Origin of the sequence: Limnospira fusiformis SAG 85.79, from assembly GCF_012516315.1 — a bacterium.
Taxonomy (GTDB): Bacteria; Cyanobacteriota; Cyanobacteriia; order Cyanobacteriales; family Microcoleaceae; genus Limnospira; species Limnospira fusiformis.
Map to the genome: position 1 here is coordinate 5,636,450 of NZ_CP051185.1, position 21,176 is coordinate 5,657,625.

Below are 21,176 nucleotides of genomic sequence, written 5' to 3' on the forward strand. Positions count from 1 at the left end.
ATAGAAACCCGGTTTCTTAGGTTCGACTTTTGATTTTCAATCCGACTCGGACTTGACCAAGCCGTTAATTTCGCGGTAGAAGTCCTGGAGATAGGCTAAGTCTACGGCAAACATATTTTCAATGACCGCCGGCGACACTTCCTCCAAACTACCCAGTTCAGTAATCACCCTGGCCAGGATAATCACAGTTGCATAGGCGGGATTCATCTGTACGCGAGGATCGCGGAGGGGGACAATCTCATCGATCGCCCGCGACAGCCGCATCACCCCCCGCTGGTGCAAGTTGCCATCGGGATCTAAATAGCCTTTGGGTAAGGTAAACTCAAACTCCGTTTGCATGGTTTAATCGCCACCTACAAGACTCGTTCAAACCCTTCACAAGCAATTTCCAACTCCTCAAGCGCCAAATCGCTTCCCGATGCCATATTATCGGTGATGCTATAACTAACCGGCCAGCCTCCGCTAAAAGCAAACCGCGCCCCTTCGGAACTATCCTGACGGTAAATGGTCAAAAAACCATTTTTAAACTTAGATGACCAACCGCCATCATGGACGTTGGCGATCCAATCCCACAGTGTAGTTGAAGCCGTTAGTCCCCGACGCAGAGAAAAATTATCAACATTTTCGTTACCCGGAAGTTTAGTGCAAATCACCTGACCTCGAGTCGCCTTTCCCCACCTTTTCGGGAATACCTCATGGTGGGTAATGACGGTCTGGGAATATTTGAACCCTCGGCACTCCATAAAGTAGCCATCCACATCATCCCGGCCGCCGTCTAAATGCAAAGCCACATAAAAACGGCAGGCGGTCAGAACTTCATAGAGATCACGTTTTTGGTTGATTAAATCACCAATCATAGCTGATACCACAACTAAATAGTTGTTCCTAAAGTTGGGACTTTCTGCAACCCCGAATGGCTGATTTCAATGGTTTCCTTAAACAGATCTGTTGCATCTGAACTAGCTTGGGTGGTCGTATACTTGGCGGGGAGACAGTCCCTCAAATTCCAACGAGCCCCCTCGGAGCCATCCTGTTTGTAAAGTACCAAGGAAGCATCACTCACCTTGGCGATCGCGTCAGTTTTACCACCAATCATCGCCGGGGGATGACAATAGTTGTTCCTAAAGTTGGGACTTTCTGCAACCCCGAATGGCTGATTTCAATGGTTTCCTTAAACAGATCTGTTGCATCTGAACTAGCTTGGGTGGTCGTATACTTGGCGGGGAGACAGTCCCTCAAATTCCAACGAGCCCCCTCGGAGCCATCCTGTTTGTAAAGTACCAAGGAAGCATCACTCACCTTGGCGATCGCGTCAGTTTTACCACCAATCATCGCCGGGGGATGACAGTCGAGATACCATTTTACCAGGGCATCATTTTCAGCGGTAGTCACAAACTCCAGAGTCATATTTTCAAAGGTTACGGATGCGGGCGTAATTTGAGTTTCACTTTTCACGTTTTTTCCCGAACCGATCGACTGCCCCTCTGCGGCTGGGTCAATACTAATAGAAATCCCACTCACTTTGGAAATTAGCAAACGAGTATTATTGCCAAATTCAAAGTAAAACCGCGCAGAAGTCAAATATTCATAGGCCATAATTTAAATCTCTCCTAACCTAACCGATAAGCGCCCTGAAGGCTTTGTAGGGGCGGGTGCTAGTAGGGGCGGGTGCTAGATCCGCCACGGGAAAACCAGCCAACTACCTGCACCCGCCCTTCTTTCAGGGGACGGGAAAACCAGCCAATTCTGCACCCGCCCTTCTTTGAGGGGACGGGAAAACCAGCCAATTCTGCACCCGCCCTTCTTTGAGGGGACGGGAAAACCAGCCAATTCTGCACCCGCCCTTCTTTGAGGGGACGGGAAAACCAGCCAATTCTGCACCCGCCCTTCTTTCAGGGGACGGGAAAACTAGCCAATTCTGCACCCGCCCTTCTTTGAGGGGACGGGAAAACCAGCCAATTCTGCACCCGCCCTTCTTTCAGGGGACGGGAAAACCAGCCAATTCTGCACCCGCCCTTCTTTCAGGGGACGGGAAAACCAGCCAATTCTGCACCCGCGCCCGATACTGATGCACCCACCTACCCATAAATTAAACCGCAGCCCCACTCCTCATACTGGCAACTTGACCGCCCAGAGCCACCTCTTTGGTAATCATTTCAGCAACGATTTCGTAGGTTTCAACCGCCAAATCTCCCGAGGTCGAGTCCATATCAGCAATGGAATATTTTTTCGGCCAAGCACGTTCCAGGTTCCAGCGTAAAACCTCTTCTCCGTCAGGAGAATACAGCACCACAGAACCACTAGCCCGGTACTGAGACCATTTCCCTTCTCCTCCCTCTTCGGGTGGTAGACAGGCTTTGAACCAAGCAAATAGCTGGCGACTGGCATCGTTGGGGTCGTCGCTGATGTAGGTTTCGATCGTCATTGATGGGTTGCTTTCATAACCGGCGATCGTACTTTGGCGAACCCGGCGACCTTTGCGACCAGAACCCAAGGCTTTATCACCTCCGGCTACTTTTCCCTCGTAGGTCAGGGCTGCCATACTTTTGATATAAGCATTTTGGACAATATTCCCGACAGTATCATTGCGAAAATCAATTTGATACCGGGTGGCGGTAGTGGTAAAAACCGGAGCAGCACTACTCATGATTCGATTCCCTTGTTTAAGTGTAAATATCAAAAAAATCTCGACTGCCTCCAATGGGTTGGTTTTGGAGGCAGAGATTTAAGAGAGTTGGCTTATTCGCCGTCACCCTCAGCGGTCCACTGACTGATGCGGAACACCACAAATTCAGCCGGACGCACTGGACAAACACCCACTTCCACAAACAGGCGACCGGCCATCATGCTTTGGGGGCTATTTAGTTCAGCATCGCACTTGACATAAAAAGCCTCGCTGGGACTGCCACCCGTCAGCGCTCCCGATCGCCATAATTCAGTCAGGAAGCTGCTAATAGTGCGTTTGACCCGCTGCCATAGGTCTTCGTCGTTGGGTTCAAACACCACCCACTGGGTACCGTTTTCGATGGACTTCTCGATGTAGCTCATCAGACGGCGAACGTTGATATAGCGCCATTCGGTTTTGTCGGGTTCGACCAAGGTACGAGCGCCCCAGATCCTGATACCCCGGTTATCAAAGGGCCGGATACAGTTGATGCCAATAGGGTTCAGCAGTTCCTGTTCTCGGAAGTTGCACGGGTGAGTCAGACCGATCACACCTCTTGGTACTTCGTTAGCAGGTGCTTTGTAAACCCCCCGGGTTTCGTCCACCCGCGCCCATACTCCTGCCATGTGGCCGCTGGGGGGAATAGCTATGGGCCGTCCGGCGTTGCGGGGGTTCGGAACTAAAATCCACGGGTAGTACAGGGCGGCAAATTGCGATCGCCGGTTAAATTCTTGGCTTAACCAACGGCTGATATCCTGCGGTTTCACCCGATCAGGCGGCGGGTCAAGGATGATCATCCGGTTGGGGGCGTTGGGGATGTCTCCGTCTGCGGCTCCCTCGCACATACTCACCATCAAGTCCATTAGTCCGTGGAGTTGATCTTGATCAATCAATCCCTGTTCGTAGACTTTCATTAAGTCGGGACAACAGACGATAGTTATTTCGTCAATTTCAAATAGGCCGCGAATCCCGGTGCGATCCTCCCTCACGCCTTCCACATGGCGCGCTAAGTTGTCGGTTTCTGCTATAATTGCCGGAGGGCTGACTTCATAAATGCCGTTAGACGGGCGGCGAGCCAGGGGACTACCACTGATAGCTAAATCTGTGGCTAGAATGTACTGGGATTCTTCGAGGGCGCTAACCACATAATCGGCTACTGCTGTTTCGATGTCTGGATTCATACTCAGGTGCGGGAACCGTTCGAGTTCCTCACTTCCCTGGCGGATCACTATGGTGAAAAATTCCCCTGTATTAGCAGTAACGATCGCTTCTGATGCTTCCGTTTCTTCGCTGGGGGGTTTCGGATACCCTTCGGTAATTTGCACCCGGATAGAGCGATCGCTCACAGCCAGGAACCCGTTTTGCGAACTGTCGGCTAGGGAACTTTCCGAAGCACCATCTTGGGAACTCTCACGGATCGAAAATCTTAACGAAGGACGATTAGCGCGGTTGACAATTTCGGTTCCCGTTTCCGTCACTTCCGGCTTAGGAGAACCGGGGAGTCCTGTTCCCATGCTAGTAATCCAGCACCGACCGCCGCCGTTGAGAAACCAACCGTAAACTGAAAAGGGAAGATAGGCTCCGAAGTCGGTGAAACCGTCCGAGTTGGTTCGACCGAAGTATTCCAGATACTGCTTCCAACTGGTGACTAACATCGGCTTAAAAGGTTCAGCCCCACCTCGGATATCTTCCGTGAAACCGACAAATCCGGCTACAGCGGTGGGAACACCCTGAAGAGGTCGAGAGCCGCGATCGACCTCCTCAATGTAAACGCCAGGTGCAAAATAGTCAAGCCTAGCCATAAAAATCTTTCTCCCTGAGAGTGGGCAGTTTGGACACTCCCCAGCCTAAATGCGTGGGGACTCTGGGGCTGAATCCTGCCTCCACTAACGCTCGTTAGTTTTGGTCTTACAGTTTCATGTCTAGAGGGACGAGGTTTTAAACCCATTTTTTCTGATCAACCGGATGGATAAATTTTGAAAATCAGCATAGCGTGGATAATCCACAACCTGCTCATGCTGGGTCTTTTACCTATTTATCATTTCTAGGATGTGCTTTATCCATCCAAGCTTACGCAATAATTTGGAGTTGTTCAAAATACTACACCGAAATCTCGACCAAATATACTTATTTTGATAACGTTTTTTTGAGTTAATTATACTTATGTGAATATATATGAAGTAATTGTTAATATATATAATCTGCCGTTCATAATGATCGCTATAGACTCAAAGTGGTATTAAATAGTGGAGGAGCATCAGAGATGAACATCAAAGTTCCCCAGAAACCCCTCCTCACCATTGCCACCCCTTATAACTGGCCCAGTCAGCCATGAGTAATCATCTAGCCGTCGCCACCGCCACCGCGACCTTACAGCGCATCCTACAGCGAGCCGTTCAAAGAGACGTAGACGGAGCGCGAGTCACCACGGTGCGCCCAGACGGTTCTAGCGGGTCAATTCCCGAAACAGGTGTGAACCTATACCTGTATCATATCAAACGCAACCCGGCCCTCACCAACCAAGACACCCCCAACTTCCAACGGCGCGGGGACATGACCCGTCGTAGACAAGCGGCGATCGACCTATTCTATGTGGTATCCTTCTACGGCAACGATGGCGATCTCGAACCCCAGCGCCTACTGGGTAGCGTCGTCCAAACCCTGGAAGACCAGTTAGTATTGAGTGCGGACACCATCCGCGCCACGATCGCCGACCCCACCTTTACCTACCTCGCGGACTCCGACCTAGCGGAACAAGTGGAACAAATCCGCTCGGAATTTATCTCTGTCTCGACGGACGAACTCTCCAAAATCTGGTCTGTGTTCTTCCAAACCCCCTACGCCCTGTCCCTGGTGTACAAAGTGACTGTCATCATCATCGAAAGCGACATGGCGGGACGTTCCGCCCTACCTGTGCGCGATCGCATTTTAGGCAGTACAGTCTTTCCCAAACAACCCATCATCACCCAAGTGGTGGCGGTGGGAGGTAAAAATCAACCCATTTTCAGTAACAGCATCCTCTCGATTCGTGGCCAGCATCTCTCTGGTGTCTTAACCCAAATCCGCATCGGTCAACTAGAAATCACCCCCCAAGTCATCAACAACGGAGAACTACGGCTCCCCTTGAGCCTAATTGAAACAGACCAACTACGGGCTGGGGTTCAAAGCCTACAGGTAATTCACCTACAAGCCCCACCCGTACCCCCCCGTAACGGGTCCCGATCTAGCAGAAGGGGGAGTACAGCCACCACTAACGGTAGCACTCCTGCTCGTGTTCCCCAAGTGGAATCTAACGTCGCCCCCTTCGTCTTGCGGCCTACTATTGATGCAGTGACAGTCCTAGACTTAGATGGATTTGACGAGGAGCCACGGTCGGGAACCCTCAGCATTAGCCTTAACTTGGCGATCGCTCCAGGTCAGCGAATTGTGGTGATGATGAACGAATGCAACCCCAATAGCAATAATCCCATCGGCTACCTATTCACCGCCCCACCCATTACTCGCGCCACGGCTACCGTCTCCATCCCCATTCGGGAAGTCAAACCGGGAGAATACCTGGTGCGAGTCCAAATTGATGGGGCAGAAAGTATCCTGAGTGTAGACGACAACCCCGACAGTCCAACTTTTGAGCAATACATTCAACCCAAAGTAGCGATAAATTAAACAGCACGCGACTCTCCATTCCCCATGACTGACTCAAACTGGCATTCACTACCGAATCAACAAACTCTCATACTCGCCTTAACCCGGATTAAGGATGCCCTCCGGGCGGCATCCAATGGGCAAACCAGATCCGAAACAACCGAGCCATTCATCGTCCCCCCTGTCCTAGAGCAACTGTGCGAGACCTTTGGGCTGTCTAGCTTTGAACAAGATTTGCTGCTGTTGTGCGCGGGAATGGAACTCGATGGGGAATTTCCCCTACTCTGCGCGGAAGCCCACGGCGACCCCCAAAAGCCTTATCCTACCTTTAGCCTCGCCCTTAATATCCTCGATCGCCCCCATTGGAGCGCCCTAACACCCAATGCTCCCCTACGTCGCTGGCGTTTACTCGAAGTGGGAGGCGGTGCGGTTTTGACCCTCAGTCCCATTCGCATTGACGAACGTATCCTCCACTATCTCATCGGTATACAGCATCTCGATGAACGCTTATTCGGCATTGTGGAATCCCTTGGGGAAGCCTCCCTGTTAGTCCCCTCCCATCAACAACTCGCCCTAAAAATTGCCCAAACCTGGTCGAGCTTTAGCGAACAGTCTCAGTTACCGGTTGTCCAGCTTTCCGGGGAAGATATGGCGACTCGACAAGCTATCGCACAGGTCGCCTGTCAACAGTTAGACCTGGAACTCTATCATAGTGATGGCGATCGCATCCCCTCGACCACCGCAGAATTTAACCTTATGTTAAAACTATGGGAGCGCGAGTCCGTTTTAGGAGGCTATGCGCTCCTCCTCGACTGTGAACAGGTGGAAATGAGTCGCCACGGAGACGGTATCTGGCAACTGATTGAGCGCATCGGTAGCCCCCTGATCATTACCGTCCGCGATCGCCTTCCTCAACGAACCCGACCCCTCCTCAACTTCGAGGTTACCCGCCCCAGCGCTGCGGAACAGTACCAGTATTGGGAAGAACACCTGGGAGATGTTACACACCTTAACGGCCACCTACAACGAGTTACCGCCCAATTTAACCTCCCCTCCCCCGCCATTCTCTCCGTTTGTACAACCACCGCCAGCCAGGGAATTTCCCCCCACGATACCGAAACCTTTATTGACCATCTTTGGGATACTTGTCGCGTCCTTGCTCGCCCCCGCATGGAAGATATGGCCCAGCGCATCGAAGTTAAAGCGACTTGGGCGGATTTGGTTCTCCCAGAAGCTCAAATGCAAGTTCTGGAAACCATGGCGGCTCACCTCCGCCAACGTTCCCAAGTTTATGAAAATTGGGGTTTCAGTCAAAAAAGCGATCGGGGTTTAGGTATCAGCGCCCTATTCGCTGGACCCAGTGGGACGGGGAAAACCACGGCGGCGGAAGTTTTAGCCCAAGCCTTGCGACTCGATTTATACAAAATTGACCTCAGTTCCGTGATTAGCAAATATATCGGCGAAACCGAGAAAAACCTTCGCCGGGTCTTTGATGCTGCCGAAAGTGGGGGCGCAATTTTGCTATTCGATGAGGCTGATGCGCTATTTGGTAAGCGCAGCGAGGTCAAAGACTCCCACGATCGCCATGCTAACATCGAGGTTAGTTATCTTCTGCAACGCATGGAGGCCTACCGAGGTTTAGCTATTCTTACCACCAACATGAAGGGGGCGCTCGACCCCGCTTTTCTCCGTCGCATCCGTTTTGTGGTCCAGTTCCCCTTTCCCGATGCTAAACAACGCGCCGAAATCTGGCGGCGTATCTTCCCCTCGGAAACTCCCACTGATGGGCTCACGGTTGAGAAATTGGCGCGCTTGAGTGTTTCTGGGGGTAATATCCGCAATATCGCCCTTAATGCGGCTTTTCTGGCTGCTGATGCCGGGGAACCGGTAATGATGAAACATCTACTCGCTGCCGCCCAAAGTGAATATATGAAATTGGAAAAACCTTTGATGGATAGTGAAGTTAAAGGCTGGGTTTAATAATTAATAATTAATAATTAATAATTAATAATTAATAATTAACATGAAAAAAGAGATTTCCTTGAAGCAAATATTGACCTTTGTTTTGCCCTCAAAATTAACCATTGAAATGCTTGCTTTAAATGGTATTTTTAGAGAGAATGATGGTAAGGATATTGATTTTTGTCTCACCCTAGAAGTATCCTTTGATACCTATCAATTGATTGAACAGGAACAATTGTTTAACTTGAAACCAGAGGTTTGTAGTCCCTTAATCGATCGCCAATTTGACCCTTGCACCAATTTAACGTTAGAATTGATGCTGAAACCGGGTTTGCTGCCTCAACTCACCCAGGACGGAACCACGACGGCTACTCTCATCAACCACCTACAACAACTACCCGGACCAGAACCCCTACCTCACCAATTTACGGAAAACTGGTTTTGTTTGGGAGTGCGACAAGAACAATTAGACAAAACGATCGCCTATCGTACCCTTTGGGATTGGGCAAATCCTGACCAACTCCGTCAACTGGTTGCTACGGGAAAAGACGCTTTTCAGCAGTTAGGGACGCAAATTCAAACGGCTTTGTTACACGGAACCCAAGCCATCGAAGAAATTAGCCGGGAATTGGGCGCGCCGCCAACTGGAGACTCGGAATCCCCAATTTCTGCCCCCATTTCCCAAATCATGGCTGCCTTTTTTAACCAAGATGATTGGGACTACGTTAGCTTAGAGGAGGGGGCTACCCTAGAAATGGCATTTATTGGCGACAATGGCCGTTGGAGTTGTTCCGCACAGGCGAGAGACGAAGAACAACAATTCCTGTTTTACTCGATTTGTCCCCTGACAATTCCTGCGGAAAAGCGATCGGCTATTGCTGAATTATTAACAAAAGCTAATTCTGGTTTGATTCTGGGCAACTTCGAGTTAGACTATTCTGATGGGGAGGTTTGTTATAAAACCAGTATCGATGTAGAAGGCGATCGCCTCACCCCGACTTTAATAGAATCCCTCGTTTATACCAACGTGACCATGATGGATCAATACCTCCCAGGTATTATTGCTGTACTCAATGGGACATCCCCCGATGATGCGATCGCCCAAGTTGAGGCTGAATAAATATCCTATTTTCTCACCCCCTAATTGACTACCTAACACCTGCTTCTTGGGAGCCTTTATGTAATGGTAAGACCCCCTCAACGCCCAATTCCGAAAACCCGAACCGCAAAAGCCATCAGAGAAAGCACCATTGCTACCGCCCAACACCGCGTCCGACGGGTAGGTTATAATGCCTTCGCTCCAGTCTATCGATTTCTCCCCCTGTGGGTAGTTCGGCTTTTACCCTTCATTCGCGAAGATGTCCGAGATCTCCTCCGACGGCGGAAACGAGGCGAAGAAATTCCCCAAGACACAGACGACATCGAAACCCTCGATACCCCTCCACAACTTGCGGAAGTCAGCCCCGGTGTCCTCAACCCCTATCCTAAATATCGCTGTACCCACGGCAACCCCCTATTCTGCCCCCTGGCTAACTCATCCCCCACGGCGGCAGAACCACAGGCTTTAACCTGTCTACAATGCGGATTTCCCGCGATACTCCCCACCAAATCGGAAATTATCGGCAACCAAGGCCGATATCGCATCGTCAATTTCATCGGCAGTCGGGGTCTGGGTCGCCTTTATCAAGCAGTGCAAACCAACAACAATAAAACAGTCATTATTAAAGAATATCTGCTCCCCCAACGCCACTTTAACCCCCAGGAAGAACAGCAGACCAAAACAGTATTTGAAAATGTGGCAGGATTAGTCCCCGCTGATGGTCGGGTGCAGGACTTTCGGCTGCTGGTCCCCTCAGAAGCGATCGCCGACCGCCACCAACCCCGCTGCTACACGGTCACCCACACCCTCTCCAACAGCTATCCCAGCGTGCGAAGCTACCTCCGCCAATTTGGTGCCATGACTCCCCACCAAGTGCGGCACTTCCTTGATCAGGTTTTGCAAAGCCTCGAACCCCTCCACACCCAGAAATACCGCCTCCCCTCGGGTCAAATTCACTCACTTGTAGCCCACGGGAACCTCAGCCTGGACACGATTCTGATTTTACCCATCGAACAGCATCAGTTTCACCGCCCCCAATTTCTCGTCTACATAGCCGATTTGACCCTGACAGAAAAGCCATTTCAGCCCGGGTTAACCACGGTTAGCCAGGCTGATCCTAGCCTCGATTTAAGGGCTTTAGGTGCGATCGCCTTTGACCTTTTAAAAGGAAATTGGCAACATAATTTAACCTCCCCCGTTGATACCCGAGGGCAAACCTTCCGTTACCAATTCCCCGAAGATTGGCCAGAAACCTATCCCCCCCTGCAACAGTTTATATTGCGACTCCTGGGATTCAATATACCCTTTGAAAACGCCAAAGCCGCCCGGGAAGCACTCCCCCAAATACCGGAAATTGACCACAATTATCAAGCGATCGCATTAGAAAAAGAAGACACAAAACGCCCTTTTCCCCGGTTATGGATTCTGCTGCTGCTTCTACTGGCTTTTTTAGGAGTAATTGGTATCTGGCGGTTATTATATCGCCCATCTATAGTCCTAGCTGACCACCGTTTTTTACCCTGTTGCATCAAAGATATTGCTGCTATTCCCAAAGGAAGATTTAGCTACACCGCTAATGAAAATGGGGTTTGGAATTATGCAATCCGACAGCGCAACTTAGTAGAAAAAGGTAAAACATTAGAGGAGGAATTACAACAGCGCATTCCCCAGATGAAATTGGTTTATAAACCCCAACCGACAACGGAAAAAACACTGGCTAAAGTTCGCAACCAAGAGGTAGATTTTGCCATTACCAGCTTAATCCAAGACTTAGACAGAGATTTAAATGCTATTCCCTTTGCGTATGATGGTTTAGCCGTGTTTGTCGCCTTTAGTTACCAGCGCCGCCAGAATTCCTTACCTCACAATTTAAACGGACAAATATCAATTAAGCAATTGCGACAACTATACACCGGAGAAATTAACAACTGGAAACAGTTAGGAGGGCCAGATTTACCGGTGCAACTGTACATCCCCACCGATGCAGAAGCGATCCGCATTTTTGAAGAACGAGTCCTACAAACCGAGCGAGCGATCGACCAATTTCGGCGACTGTGGCAAAGCTCTCCCTCAGACAATTTTATCACAACTGAAACCAATGTCAATAGAATTCGCCAAATCCCCACTTTTCAAGCCATGAGAAGAGTTCTTCAGGATTTTGAAGAACGGGAAATTGGCAGCCTATCTTTTGGCCCCCTCAGTCAAGTTTTTCAGCAGTGTTCGGTCTACCCTCTGGCGATCGCAGAAGGGTTGAGACCAGCGGTACAACCCCTAAGTCAACATAACAATCAACCTATTACACCCGCGACCGATTTGTGCAATGATAAAGGTAGTTACCATCCATCTGTTGAGAAATTTCAAACCGGACAATATCCTTTAGCCTATTCTCTGGCTGTTGTTTATTCCTTTGATAACAGCTTATCCCCAGTCGGGCAGAAATTCGCCGAAATTATGAAAACCGAAGAAGCACAAAATCTGCTGATCAAAACCGGATTAGTTCCTTTACAAAATCTCAACCCAAATCCTTAATCACTGAATCATGAAACCTAACCATCAACCCCCAATACCACACCCGCCACCCGGACAACCTAGCCACCCCATTGGCTTAGTCGCACCCACGAAAATACAGTGCGATAATCCCGGAGATTTGATGTATAAAATCGCCCAAAAAGTTCGCGCTGACCCGATGCTCAAAAAACAAGTTGAACAACGAGTTTACGAAATGTTAATTTCTGACCTCAATTTAATCCGTGAGCGACATTAATTTTCGGTTTCAATTTTGTTGTGAATAAATATCCAGGCAAATCATGCTGATCATACATCCTAGGAATACCTTATAATCCATGTATAATTATATCACAACCAATCGCTTTTATGTAGAAATGGAAAGTACCATTTCCGCATCATTTTCCGAATGTTCTGGCTTCGGAGTAACCTTACAAAAAGAAGCATATTTAGAAGGTGGAGTCAATGACCAACAGCGAGTATTTATTGGTCATGCAGAGTTTGACGACATCACCTTAAAGCGGGGAATGACGAATAGCACAATTTTCTGGGATTGGATGCTAACTACCATCAGTAATCCCATATATAATCGTCGGAATATCAATATTTTGATGTTCAATCAAGCGGGGGAAATTATGCAAGCATGGACTTTGATTGGTGCTATTCCTATTTCCTGGAAAGCACCAGGATTTCAAGCTGAAGGAAGTTCAGTAGCGATCGAAGAATTAACCCTAGCTTATGAAGGGTTAAAAGTGACCATAACACCTCGAGGCGCAGGAGGTGCAGCCATTAATAGAAGGCGGGATAATGATGGATACTTTTAAAACCACAATTATCAAATATTATAGTAAGTCATAAATTTACTTAATTTGTATGTCTAAAAACCCAGATAACGTGACATCAACTAATACAAATTCACCATCATATTTAGGCGTAAAAAATCCTTTAATGTCTCCTACGCCATTAGGTCAAAAATTTTTACAGCCTCTGGGTGCGCGTTCCATATCAGTTTTAGATTTATCTTTATTCGCGGGTGAAGGAGTACAATTACAAAGTTTTGATGAGTGGGATAGTCCTTTTTTATTAGAGTCAAAGCCTAACTTTAGTAATCAAAACATCATCCAAGAAAAGCCACTTAACTCTGTCGATTTTACCCCAAATGCAGAGACAACATCGATTCCGCAATCCACAGAAACATCTGCTATTTTTACATCAGAAACACCTGAAATTAGCCGGGAATTAGATTCACCATCTGAGGAATTAGACAATCTTAATCAAGACCAAACAAAAGTTAATTATCAAAAATCAACACCATCAAAGTCAACCATATTTAGAAGCATATTAGGAGATAATATATCTCCAAAATCTAACAAATTTTATCCTCCCAAACACCCCAAAATAACAGAAGAATCGAAATCCCCTAATCCTGAGTCCATACAAAGACAATACAAATCTTCAACTTCTGAACCTATTTCCGACATATCCCTAATTCAGAGACTCCCAGAAACTTCGGATTCGGTGGGTGTAAATAATGCGATCGCTTCTCATGACTCCACAATTCAGAGACTCCCAGAAACTTCGGATTCGGTGGATGTAAATAATGCGATCGCTTCTGGTAATTCCCCTTCCATTCAACGGAAATCGGACACCTCGGATTCGGTGGAAGATATAAGTAATGCGATCGCTTCTCATGACTCCACAATTCAGAGACTCCCAGAAACTTCGGATTCGGTGGATGTAAATAATGCGATCGCTTCTCATGACTCCCCTTCCATTCAACGACTCTCGGAAACCTCGGATTCGGTGGAAGATATAAGTAATGCGATCGCTTCTCATGACTCCACAATTCAGAGACTCCCAGAAACTTCCGATTCATCTCCAATTCAGAGACTCCCAGAAACTTCCGATTCGGTGGATGTCAATGCGATCGCTTTTCATGACTCCTCAATTCAGAGACTCCCAGAAACTTCCGATTCATCTCCAATTCAAAGACTCCCAGAAACTTCCGATTCGGTGGATGTTAATAATGCGATCGCTTCTCATGACTCCACAATTCAGAGACTCCCAGAAACTTCGGATTCGGTGGATGTAAATAATGCGATCGCTTTTCATGACTCCTCAATTCAGAGACTCCCAGAAACTTCCGATTCATCTCCAATTCAAAGACTCCCAGAAACTTCCGATTCGGTGGATGTCAATGCGATCGCTTCTCATGACTCCCCAATTCAGAGACTCCCAGAAACTTCCGATTCATCTCCAATTCAGAGACTCCCAGAAACTTCCGATTCGGTGGATGTCAAATGCGATCGCTTCTCATGACTCCCCTTCCATTCAACGACTCTCGGAAACCTCGGATTCGGTGGAAGATATAAGTAATGCGATCGCTTCTCATGACTCCACAATTCAGAGACTCCCAGAAACTTCCGATTCATCTCCAATTCAGAGACTCCCAGAAACTTCCGATTCGGTGGATGTAAATGCGATCGCTTCTCATGACTCCCCAATTCAGAGACTCCCAGAAACTTCCGATTCATCTCCAATTCAGAGACTCCCAGAAACTTCCGATTCGGTGGATGTAAATGCGATCGCTTCTCATGACTCCCCAATTCAGAGACTCCCAGAAACTTTGGATTCATCTCCAATTCAGAGACTCTCGGAAACCTCGGATTCAGTAGAAGATATAAGTAATGCGATTGCTTCTCATGACTCCCCAATTCAAAGACTCTCGGAAACCTCGGATTCGGGAGATGTCAATAATGCGATCGCTTCTCATGACTCCCCTTCCATTCAACGACTCTCGGAAACCTCGGATTCGGGAGATGTCAATAATGCGATCGCTTCTCATGACTCCACAATTCAGAGACTCCCAGAAACTTCGGATTCGGTGGATGTAAATAATGCGATCGCTTCTCATGACTCCCCAATTCAGAGACTCCCAGAAACTTCGGATTCGGTGGATGTAAATAATGCGATCGCTTCTGGTGATTCCACAATTCAGAGACTCTCGGAAACCTCCGATTCATCTCCAATTCAGAGACTCCCAGAAACTTCGGATTCGGTGGATGTAAATAATGCGATCGCTTCTCATGACTCCCCAATTCAGAGACTCCCAAAAACTTCGGATTCGGTGGGTGTAAATAATGCGATCGCTTCTCATGACTCCACAATTCAGAGACTCTCGGAAACTTATGATTCATCTCCAATTCAGAGACTCTCGGAAACCTCGGATTCGGTGGAAGATATAAGTAATGCGATCGCTTCTCATGACTCCCCTTCCATTCAACGACTCTCGGAAACCTCGGATTCGGGAGATGTCAATAATGCGATCGCTTCTGATGACTCCCCAATTCAGAGACTCCCAGAAACTTCGGATTCGGTGGGTGTAAATAATGCGATCGCTTCTCATGACTCTCCTTCCATTCAACGAGTCTCGGAAACCTCGGATTCGGTGGAAGATATAAGTAATGCGATCGCTTCTCATGACTCCCCAATTCAGAGACTCCCAGAAACCTCGGATTCGGGAGATGTCAATAATGCGATCGCTTCTCATGACTCCACAATTCAGAGACTCTCGGAAACTTCGGATTCATCTCCAATTCAGAGACTCTCGGAAACCTCGGATTCGGTGGAAGATATAAGTAATGCGATCGCTTCTCATGACTCTCCTTCCATTCAACGAGTCTCGGAAACCTCGGATTCGGTGGAAGATATAAGTAATGCGATCGCTTCTGATGATTCCTCAATTCAGAGACTTCCAGAAACTTCGGATTCGGTGGGTGTAAATAATGCGATCGCTTCTCATGACTCCACAATTCAGAGACTCCCAGAAACCTCGGATTCGGGAGATGTCAATAATGCGATCGCTTCTCATGACTCCACAATTCAGAGACTCTCGGAAACTTCGGATTCATCTCCAATTCAGAGACTCTCGGAAACCTCGGATTCGGTGGAAGATATAAGTAATGCGATCGCTTCTGATGATTCCTCAATTCAGAGACTTCCAGAAACTTCGGATTCGGTGGGTGTAAATAATGCGATCGCTTCTCATGACTCCACAATTCAGAGACTCCCAGAAACTTCCGATTCATCTCCAATTCAGAGACTCCCAGAAACTTCCGATTCGGTGGATGTAAATGCGATCGCTTCTCATGACTCCTCAATTCAGAGACTCCCAAAAACTTCCGATTCATCTCCAATTCAAAGACTCCCAGAAACTTCCGATTCGGTGGATGTAAATGCGATCGCTTCTCATGACTCCCCAATTCAGAGACTCCCAGAAACTTCCGATTCATCTCCAATTCAGAGACTCCCAGAAACTTCCGATTCGGTGGATGTAAATGCGATCGCTTCTCATGACTCCCCAATTCAGAGACTCCCAGAAACTTTGGATTCATCTCCAATTCAGAGACTCTCGGAAACCTCGGATTCAGTAGAAGATATAAGTAATGCGATTGCTTCTCATGACTCCCCAATTCAAAGACTCTCGGAAACCTCGGATTCGGGAGATGTCAATAATGCGATCGCTTCTCATGACTCCCCTTCCATTCAACGACTCTCGGAAACCTCGGATTCGGGAGATGTCAATAATGCGATCGCTTCTCATGACTCCTCAATTCAGAGACTCCCAAAAACTTCCGATTCATCTCCAATTCAAAGACTCCCAGAAACTTCCGATTCGGTGGATGTAAATGCGATCGCTTCTCATGACTCCCCAATTCAGAGACTCCCAGAAACTTCGGATTCGGTGGATGTAAATAATGCGATCGCTTCTCATGACTCCTCAATTCAGAGACTCCCAAAAACTTCCGATTCATCTCCAATTCAGAGACTCCCAGAAACTTCGGATTCGGTGGATGTAAATAATGCGATCGCTTCTCATGACTCCCCAATTCAGAGACTCCCAAAAACTTCGGATTCGGTGGGTGTAAATAATGCGATCGCTTCTCATGACTCCACAATTCAGAGACTCTCGGAAACTTATGATTCATCTCCAATTCAGAGACTCTCGGAAACCTCGGATTCGGTGGAAGATATAAGTAATGCGATCGCTTCTCATGACTCCCCTTCCATTCAACGACTCTCGGAAACCTCGGATTCGGGAGATGTCAATAATGCGATCGCTTCTCATGACTCTCCTTCCATTCAACGAGTCTCGGAAACCTCGGATTCGGTGGAAGATATAAGTAATGCGATCGCTTCTCATGACTCCCCAATTCAGAGACTCCCAGAAACTTCCGATTCATCTCCAATTCAGAGACTCCCAGAAACTTCCGATTCGGTGGATGTAAATGCGATCGCTTCTGATGACTCCCCAATTCAGAGACTCCCAGAAACTTCGGATTCGGTGGGTGTAAATAATGCGATCGCTTCTCATGACTCTCCTTCCATTCAACGAGTCTCGGAAACCTCGGATTCGGTGGAAGATATAAGTAATGCGATCACTTCTGATGACTCCCCAATTCAGAGACTCCCAGAAACTTCGGATTCGGTGGGTGTAAATAATGCGATCGCTTCTCATAACTCTCCTTCCATTCAACGAAAATCGGACACCTCAGATTCGGGAGATGTCAATAATGCGATCACTTCTCATGACTCCACAATTCAGAGACTCTCGGAAACTTATGATTCATCTCCAATTCAGAGACTCTCGGAAACCTCGGATTCGGTGGAAGATATAAGTAATGCGATCGCTTCTCATGACTCCCCTTCCATTCAACGACTCTCGGAAACCTCGGATTCGGGAGATGTCAATAATGCGATCGCTTCTGATGATTCCTCAATTCAGAGACTTCCAGAAACTTCGGATTCGGTGGGTGTAAATAATGCGATCGCTTCTCATGACTCCACAATTCAGAGACTCCCAGAAACCTCGGATTCGGGAGATGTCAATAATGCGATCGCTTCTCATGACTCTCCTTCCATTCAACGAGTCTCGGAAACCTCGGATTCGGTGGAAGATATAAGTAATGCGATCGCTTCTCATGACTCCCCAATTCAGAGACTCCCAGAAACCTCGGATTCGGGAGATGTCAATAATGCGATCGCTTCTGATGACTCCCCAATTCAGAGACTCTCGGAAACTTCGGATTCATCTCCAATTCAGAGACTCTCGGAAACCTCGGATTCGGTGGAAGATATAAGTAATGCGATCGCTTCTGATGATTCCTCAATTCAGAGACTTCCAGAAACTTCGGATTCGGTGGGTGTAAATAATGCGATCGCTTCTCATGACTCTCCTTCCATTCAACGAGTCTCGGAAACCTCGGATTCGGTGGAAGATATAAGTAATGCGATCGCTTCTCATGACTCCCCAATTCAGAGACTCCCAGAAACTTCCGATTCATCTCCAATTCAGAGACTCCCAGAAACTTCCGATTCGGTGGATGTAAATGCGATCGCTTCTGATGACTCCCCAATTCAGAGACTCCCAGAAACTTCGGATTCGGTGGAAGATATAAGTAATGCGATCGCTTCTGATGACTCCCCAATTCAGAGACTCCCAGAAACTTCGGATTCGGTGGATGTAAATAATGCGATCGCTTCTCATGACTCTCCTTCCATTCAACGAGTCTCGGAAACCTCGGATTCGGTGGAAGATATAAGTAATGCGATCGCTTCTCATGACTCCCCAATTCAGAGACTCCCAGAAACCTCGGATTCGGGAGATGTCAATAATGCGATCGCTTCTCATGACTCCACAATTCAGAGACTCTCGGAAACTTCGGATTCATCTCCAATTCAGAGACTCTCGGAAACCTCGGATTCGGTGGAAGATATAAGTAATGCGATCGCTTCTCATGACTCTCCTTCCATTCAACGAGTCTCGGAAACCTCGGATTCGGTGGAAGATATAAGTAATGCGATCGCTTCTCATGACTCCCCAATTCAGAGACTCCCAGAAACCTCGGATTCGGGAGATGTCAATAATGCGATCGCTTCTGATGACTCCCCAATTCAGAGACTCCCAGAAACTTCGGATTCGGTGGGTGTAAATAATGCGATCGCTTCTCATGACTCTCCTTCCATTCAACGAGTCTCGGAAACCTCGGATTCGGTGGAAGATATAAGTAATGCGATCGCTTCTCATGACTCCCCAATTCAGAGACTCCCAGAAACCTCGGATTCGGGAGATGTCAATAATGCGATCGCTTCTCATGACTCTCCTTCCATTCAACGAGTCTCGGAAACCTCGGATTCGGTGGAAGATATAAGTAATGCGATCACTTCTGATGACTCCCCAATTCAGAGACTCCCAGAAACTTCGGATTCGGTGGGTGTAAATAATGCGATCGCTTCTGATGATTCCTCAATTCAGAGACTTCCAGAAACTTCGGATTCGGTGGGTGTAAATAATGCGATCGCTTCTCATGACTCCACAATTCAGAGACTCCCAGAAACCTCGGATTCGGGAGATGTCAATAATGCGATCGCTTCTGATGACTCCCCAATTCAGAGACTCTCGGAAACTTATGATTCATCTCCAATTCAGAGACTCCCAGAAACTTCCGATTCGGTGGATGTAAATGTGATCGCTTCTGATGACTCCCCAATTCAGAGACTCCCAGAAACTTCGGATTCGGTGGATGTAAATAATGCGATCGCTTCTCATGACTCTCCTTCCATTCAACGAGTCTCGGAAACCTCGGATTCGGTGGAAGATATAAGTAATGCGATCGCTTCTCATGACTCCCCAATTCAGAGACTCCCAGAAACTTCCGAATTTCATCTCCAATTCAGAGACTCCCAGAAACTTCCGATTCGGTGGATGTAAATGCGATCACTTTTCATGACTCCTCAATTCAGAGACTCCCAGAAACTTCCGATTCATCTCCAATTCAAAGACTCCCAGAAACTTCCGATTCGGTGGATGTAAATGCGATCACTTCTCATGACTCCCCTTCCATTCAACGACTCTCGGAAACCTCGGATTCGGGAGATGTCAATAATGCGATCGCTTCTCATGACTCCTCAATTCAGAGACTCCCAAAAACTTCGGATTCGGTGGGTGTAAATAATGCGATCGCTTCTCATGACTCTCCTTCCATTCAACGAGTCTCGGAAACCTCGGATTCGGTGGAAGATATAAGTAATGCGATCGCTTCTCATGACTCCCCAATTCAGAGACTCCCAGAAACTTCCGATTCATCTCCAATTCAGAGACTCCCAGAAACTTCCGATTCGGTGGAAGATATAAGTAATGCGATCGCTTCTGATGATTCCTCAATTCAGAGATTTCCAGAAACTTCGGATTCGGTGGGTGTAAATAATGCGATCGCTTCTCATGACTCCCCTTCCATTCAACGACTCTCGGAAACCTCGGATTCGGGAGATGTCAATAATGCGATCGCTTCTCATGACTCCTCAATTCAGAGACTCCCAAAAACTTCCGATTCATCTCCAATTCAAAGACTCCCAGAAACTTCCGATTCGGTGGATGTAAATGCGATCGCTTCTCATGACTCCCCAATTCAGAGACTCCCAGAAACTTCCGATTCGGTGGATGTCAATGCGATCGCTTCTCATGACTCCACAATTCAGAGACTCCCAGAAACTTCCGATTCATCTCCAATTCAGAGACTCCCAGAAACTTCCGATTCGGTGGATGTAAATGCGATCGCTTCTCATGACTCCCCAATTCAGAGACTCCCAGAAACTTCGGATTCGGTGGATGTAAATAATGCGATCGCTTTTCATGACTCCTCAATTCAGAGACTCCCAGAAACTTCCGATTCATCTCCAATTCAAAGACTCCCAGAAACTTCCGATTCGGTGGATGTTAATAATGCGATCGCCTTGTATGACTCCCCAATTCAGAGACTCCCAGAAACTCGTCACTCCAATTCAAGACTCCAGAACTTCGGATTCGGTGGATGTAAAATGCGATCGCTTCTCATGACTCCCTCCTTCCATTCAACGACTCTCGGAAACCTCGGATTCGGTGGAAGATATAAGTAATGCGATCGCTTCTCATGACTCCCCAATTCAGAGACTCCCAGAAACTTCCGATTCATCTCCAATTCAGAGACTCCCAGAAACTTCCGATTCGGTGGATGTAAATGCGATCGCTTCTCATGACTCCACAATTCAGAGACTCCCAGAAACTTTGGATTCATCCCCAATTCAGAGACTCCCAGAAACTTCCGATTCATCTCCAATTCAGAGACTCCCAGAAACTTCCGATTCGGTGGATGTAAATGCGATCGCTTCTCATGACTCCCCAATTCAGAGACTCCCAGAAACTTTGGATTCATCTCCAATTCAGAGACTCTCGGAAACCTCGGATTCAGGTAGGAAGATATAAGT

The 21,176-nt window shown here is 47.7% G+C and carries 16 protein-coding genes; 9 read left to right on the plus strand and 7 right to left on the minus strand.

Annotated elements, in window-relative coordinates:
* Positions 1–36: 36 nt before the first annotated feature.
* The 7 genes from HFV01_RS26185 to HFV01_RS26215 form a co-directional block, all read right to left on the minus strand.
* Positions 37–339, minus strand: a complete 303-nt coding sequence (locus HFV01_RS26185; RefSeq protein WP_006622181.1) for a hypothetical protein — start codon at positions 337–339, stop codon at positions 37–39.
* A 14-nt stretch (positions 340–353) separates the two neighbouring features.
* A complete protein-coding gene (locus tag HFV01_RS26190) occupies positions 354–869 on the minus strand; it encodes a phage tail protein (protein WP_318285980.1) in 516 nt (171 codons plus the stop codon).
* A 2-nt stretch (positions 870–871) separates the two neighbouring features.
* On the minus strand, positions 872–1,096 hold the full coding sequence (locus HFV01_RS26195; protein ID WP_006668614.1) for a phage tail protein: 225 nt from the start codon (positions 1,094–1,096) through the stop codon (positions 872–874).
* Complete coding sequence (locus HFV01_RS26200; RefSeq protein WP_006668613.1) at positions 1,093–1,596, minus strand: phage tail protein; 504 nt, start codon at positions 1,594–1,596, stop codon at positions 1,093–1,095. Before HFV01_RS26200 ends, HFV01_RS26195 begins: the two co-directional genes overlap by 4 nt.
* 124 nt (positions 1,597–1,720) lie before the next feature.
* A complete protein-coding gene (locus tag HFV01_RS26205; protein ID WP_150105308.1) occupies positions 1,721–1,924 on the minus strand; it encodes a hypothetical protein in 204 nt (67 codons plus the stop codon).
* Positions 1,925–2,089: 165 nt separating this feature from the next.
* Positions 2,090–2,647, minus strand: a complete 558-nt coding sequence (locus HFV01_RS26210; protein ID WP_006622185.1) for a phage tail protein — start codon at positions 2,645–2,647, stop codon at positions 2,090–2,092.
* Positions 2,648–2,739: 92 nt separating this feature from the next.
* Entirely contained in the window at positions 2,740–4,467 is a 1,728-nt protein-coding gene (locus tag HFV01_RS26215) for a phage tail sheath family protein (protein ID WP_108615125.1), read from the minus strand.
* 529 nt (positions 4,468–4,996) lie between these two features.
* Between HFV01_RS26215 and HFV01_RS26220 the strand changes: the two genes are divergently transcribed.
* The 9 genes from HFV01_RS26220 to HFV01_RS26265 all read left to right on the plus strand — a co-directional run bounded on the left by HFV01_RS26220 (position 4,997) and on the right by HFV01_RS26265 (position 21,174).
* Complete coding sequence (locus tag HFV01_RS26220) at positions 4,997–6,328, plus strand: Pvc16 family protein (protein WP_193520529.1); 1,332 nt, start codon at positions 4,997–4,999, stop codon at positions 6,326–6,328.
* Between the two features lie 24 nt (positions 6,329–6,352).
* Positions 6,353–8,287, plus strand: coding sequence for an ATP-binding protein (locus HFV01_RS26225; RefSeq protein WP_006622189.1), 1,935 nt, complete (start codon positions 6,353–6,355; stop codon positions 8,285–8,287).
* Positions 8,288–8,330: 43 nt separating this feature from the next.
* Complete coding sequence (locus tag HFV01_RS26230; RefSeq protein ID WP_006622190.1) at positions 8,331–9,389, plus strand: type III secretion system chaperone family protein; 1,059 nt, start codon at positions 8,331–8,333, stop codon at positions 9,387–9,389.
* 63 nt (positions 9,390–9,452) lie between these two features.
* The gene (locus HFV01_RS26235) at positions 9,453–11,897 is read left to right on the plus strand and encodes a substrate-binding domain-containing protein (protein WP_006622191.1); all 2,445 of its coding nucleotides are present in this window, start codon (positions 9,453–9,455) and stop codon (positions 11,895–11,897) included.
* A 10-nt stretch (positions 11,898–11,907) separates the two neighbouring features.
* Positions 11,908–12,132: a hypothetical protein gene (locus HFV01_RS26240; RefSeq protein ID WP_006622192.1), complete on the plus strand. Its 225-nt coding sequence runs from the start codon at positions 11,908–11,910 to the stop codon at positions 12,130–12,132.
* Positions 12,133–12,211: 79 nt separating this feature from the next.
* Positions 12,212–12,697 (plus strand): phage tail protein, encoded by a 486-nt coding sequence (locus tag HFV01_RS26245; protein ID WP_006622193.1) that lies wholly within the window; start codon positions 12,212–12,214, stop codon positions 12,695–12,697.
* Positions 12,698–13,983: 1,286 nt separating this feature from the next.
* Positions 13,984–19,644 carry a hypothetical protein gene (locus HFV01_RS26255; protein WP_438861254.1) on the plus strand — a complete coding sequence of 1,887 codons (5,661 nt, stop codon included), beginning with the start codon at positions 13,984–13,986 and terminating at the stop codon, positions 19,642–19,644.
* On the plus strand, positions 19,635–20,828 hold the full coding sequence (locus tag HFV01_RS26260; RefSeq protein ID WP_193520530.1) for a hypothetical protein: 1,194 nt from the start codon (positions 19,635–19,637) through the stop codon (positions 20,826–20,828). Before HFV01_RS26255 ends, HFV01_RS26260 begins: the two co-directional genes overlap by 10 nt.
* A complete protein-coding gene (locus HFV01_RS26265) occupies positions 20,812–21,174 on the plus strand; it encodes a hypothetical protein (RefSeq protein ID WP_193520531.1) in 363 nt (120 codons plus the stop codon). Before HFV01_RS26260 ends, HFV01_RS26265 begins: the two co-directional genes overlap by 17 nt.
* Positions 21,175–21,176 lie beyond the last annotated feature (2 nt).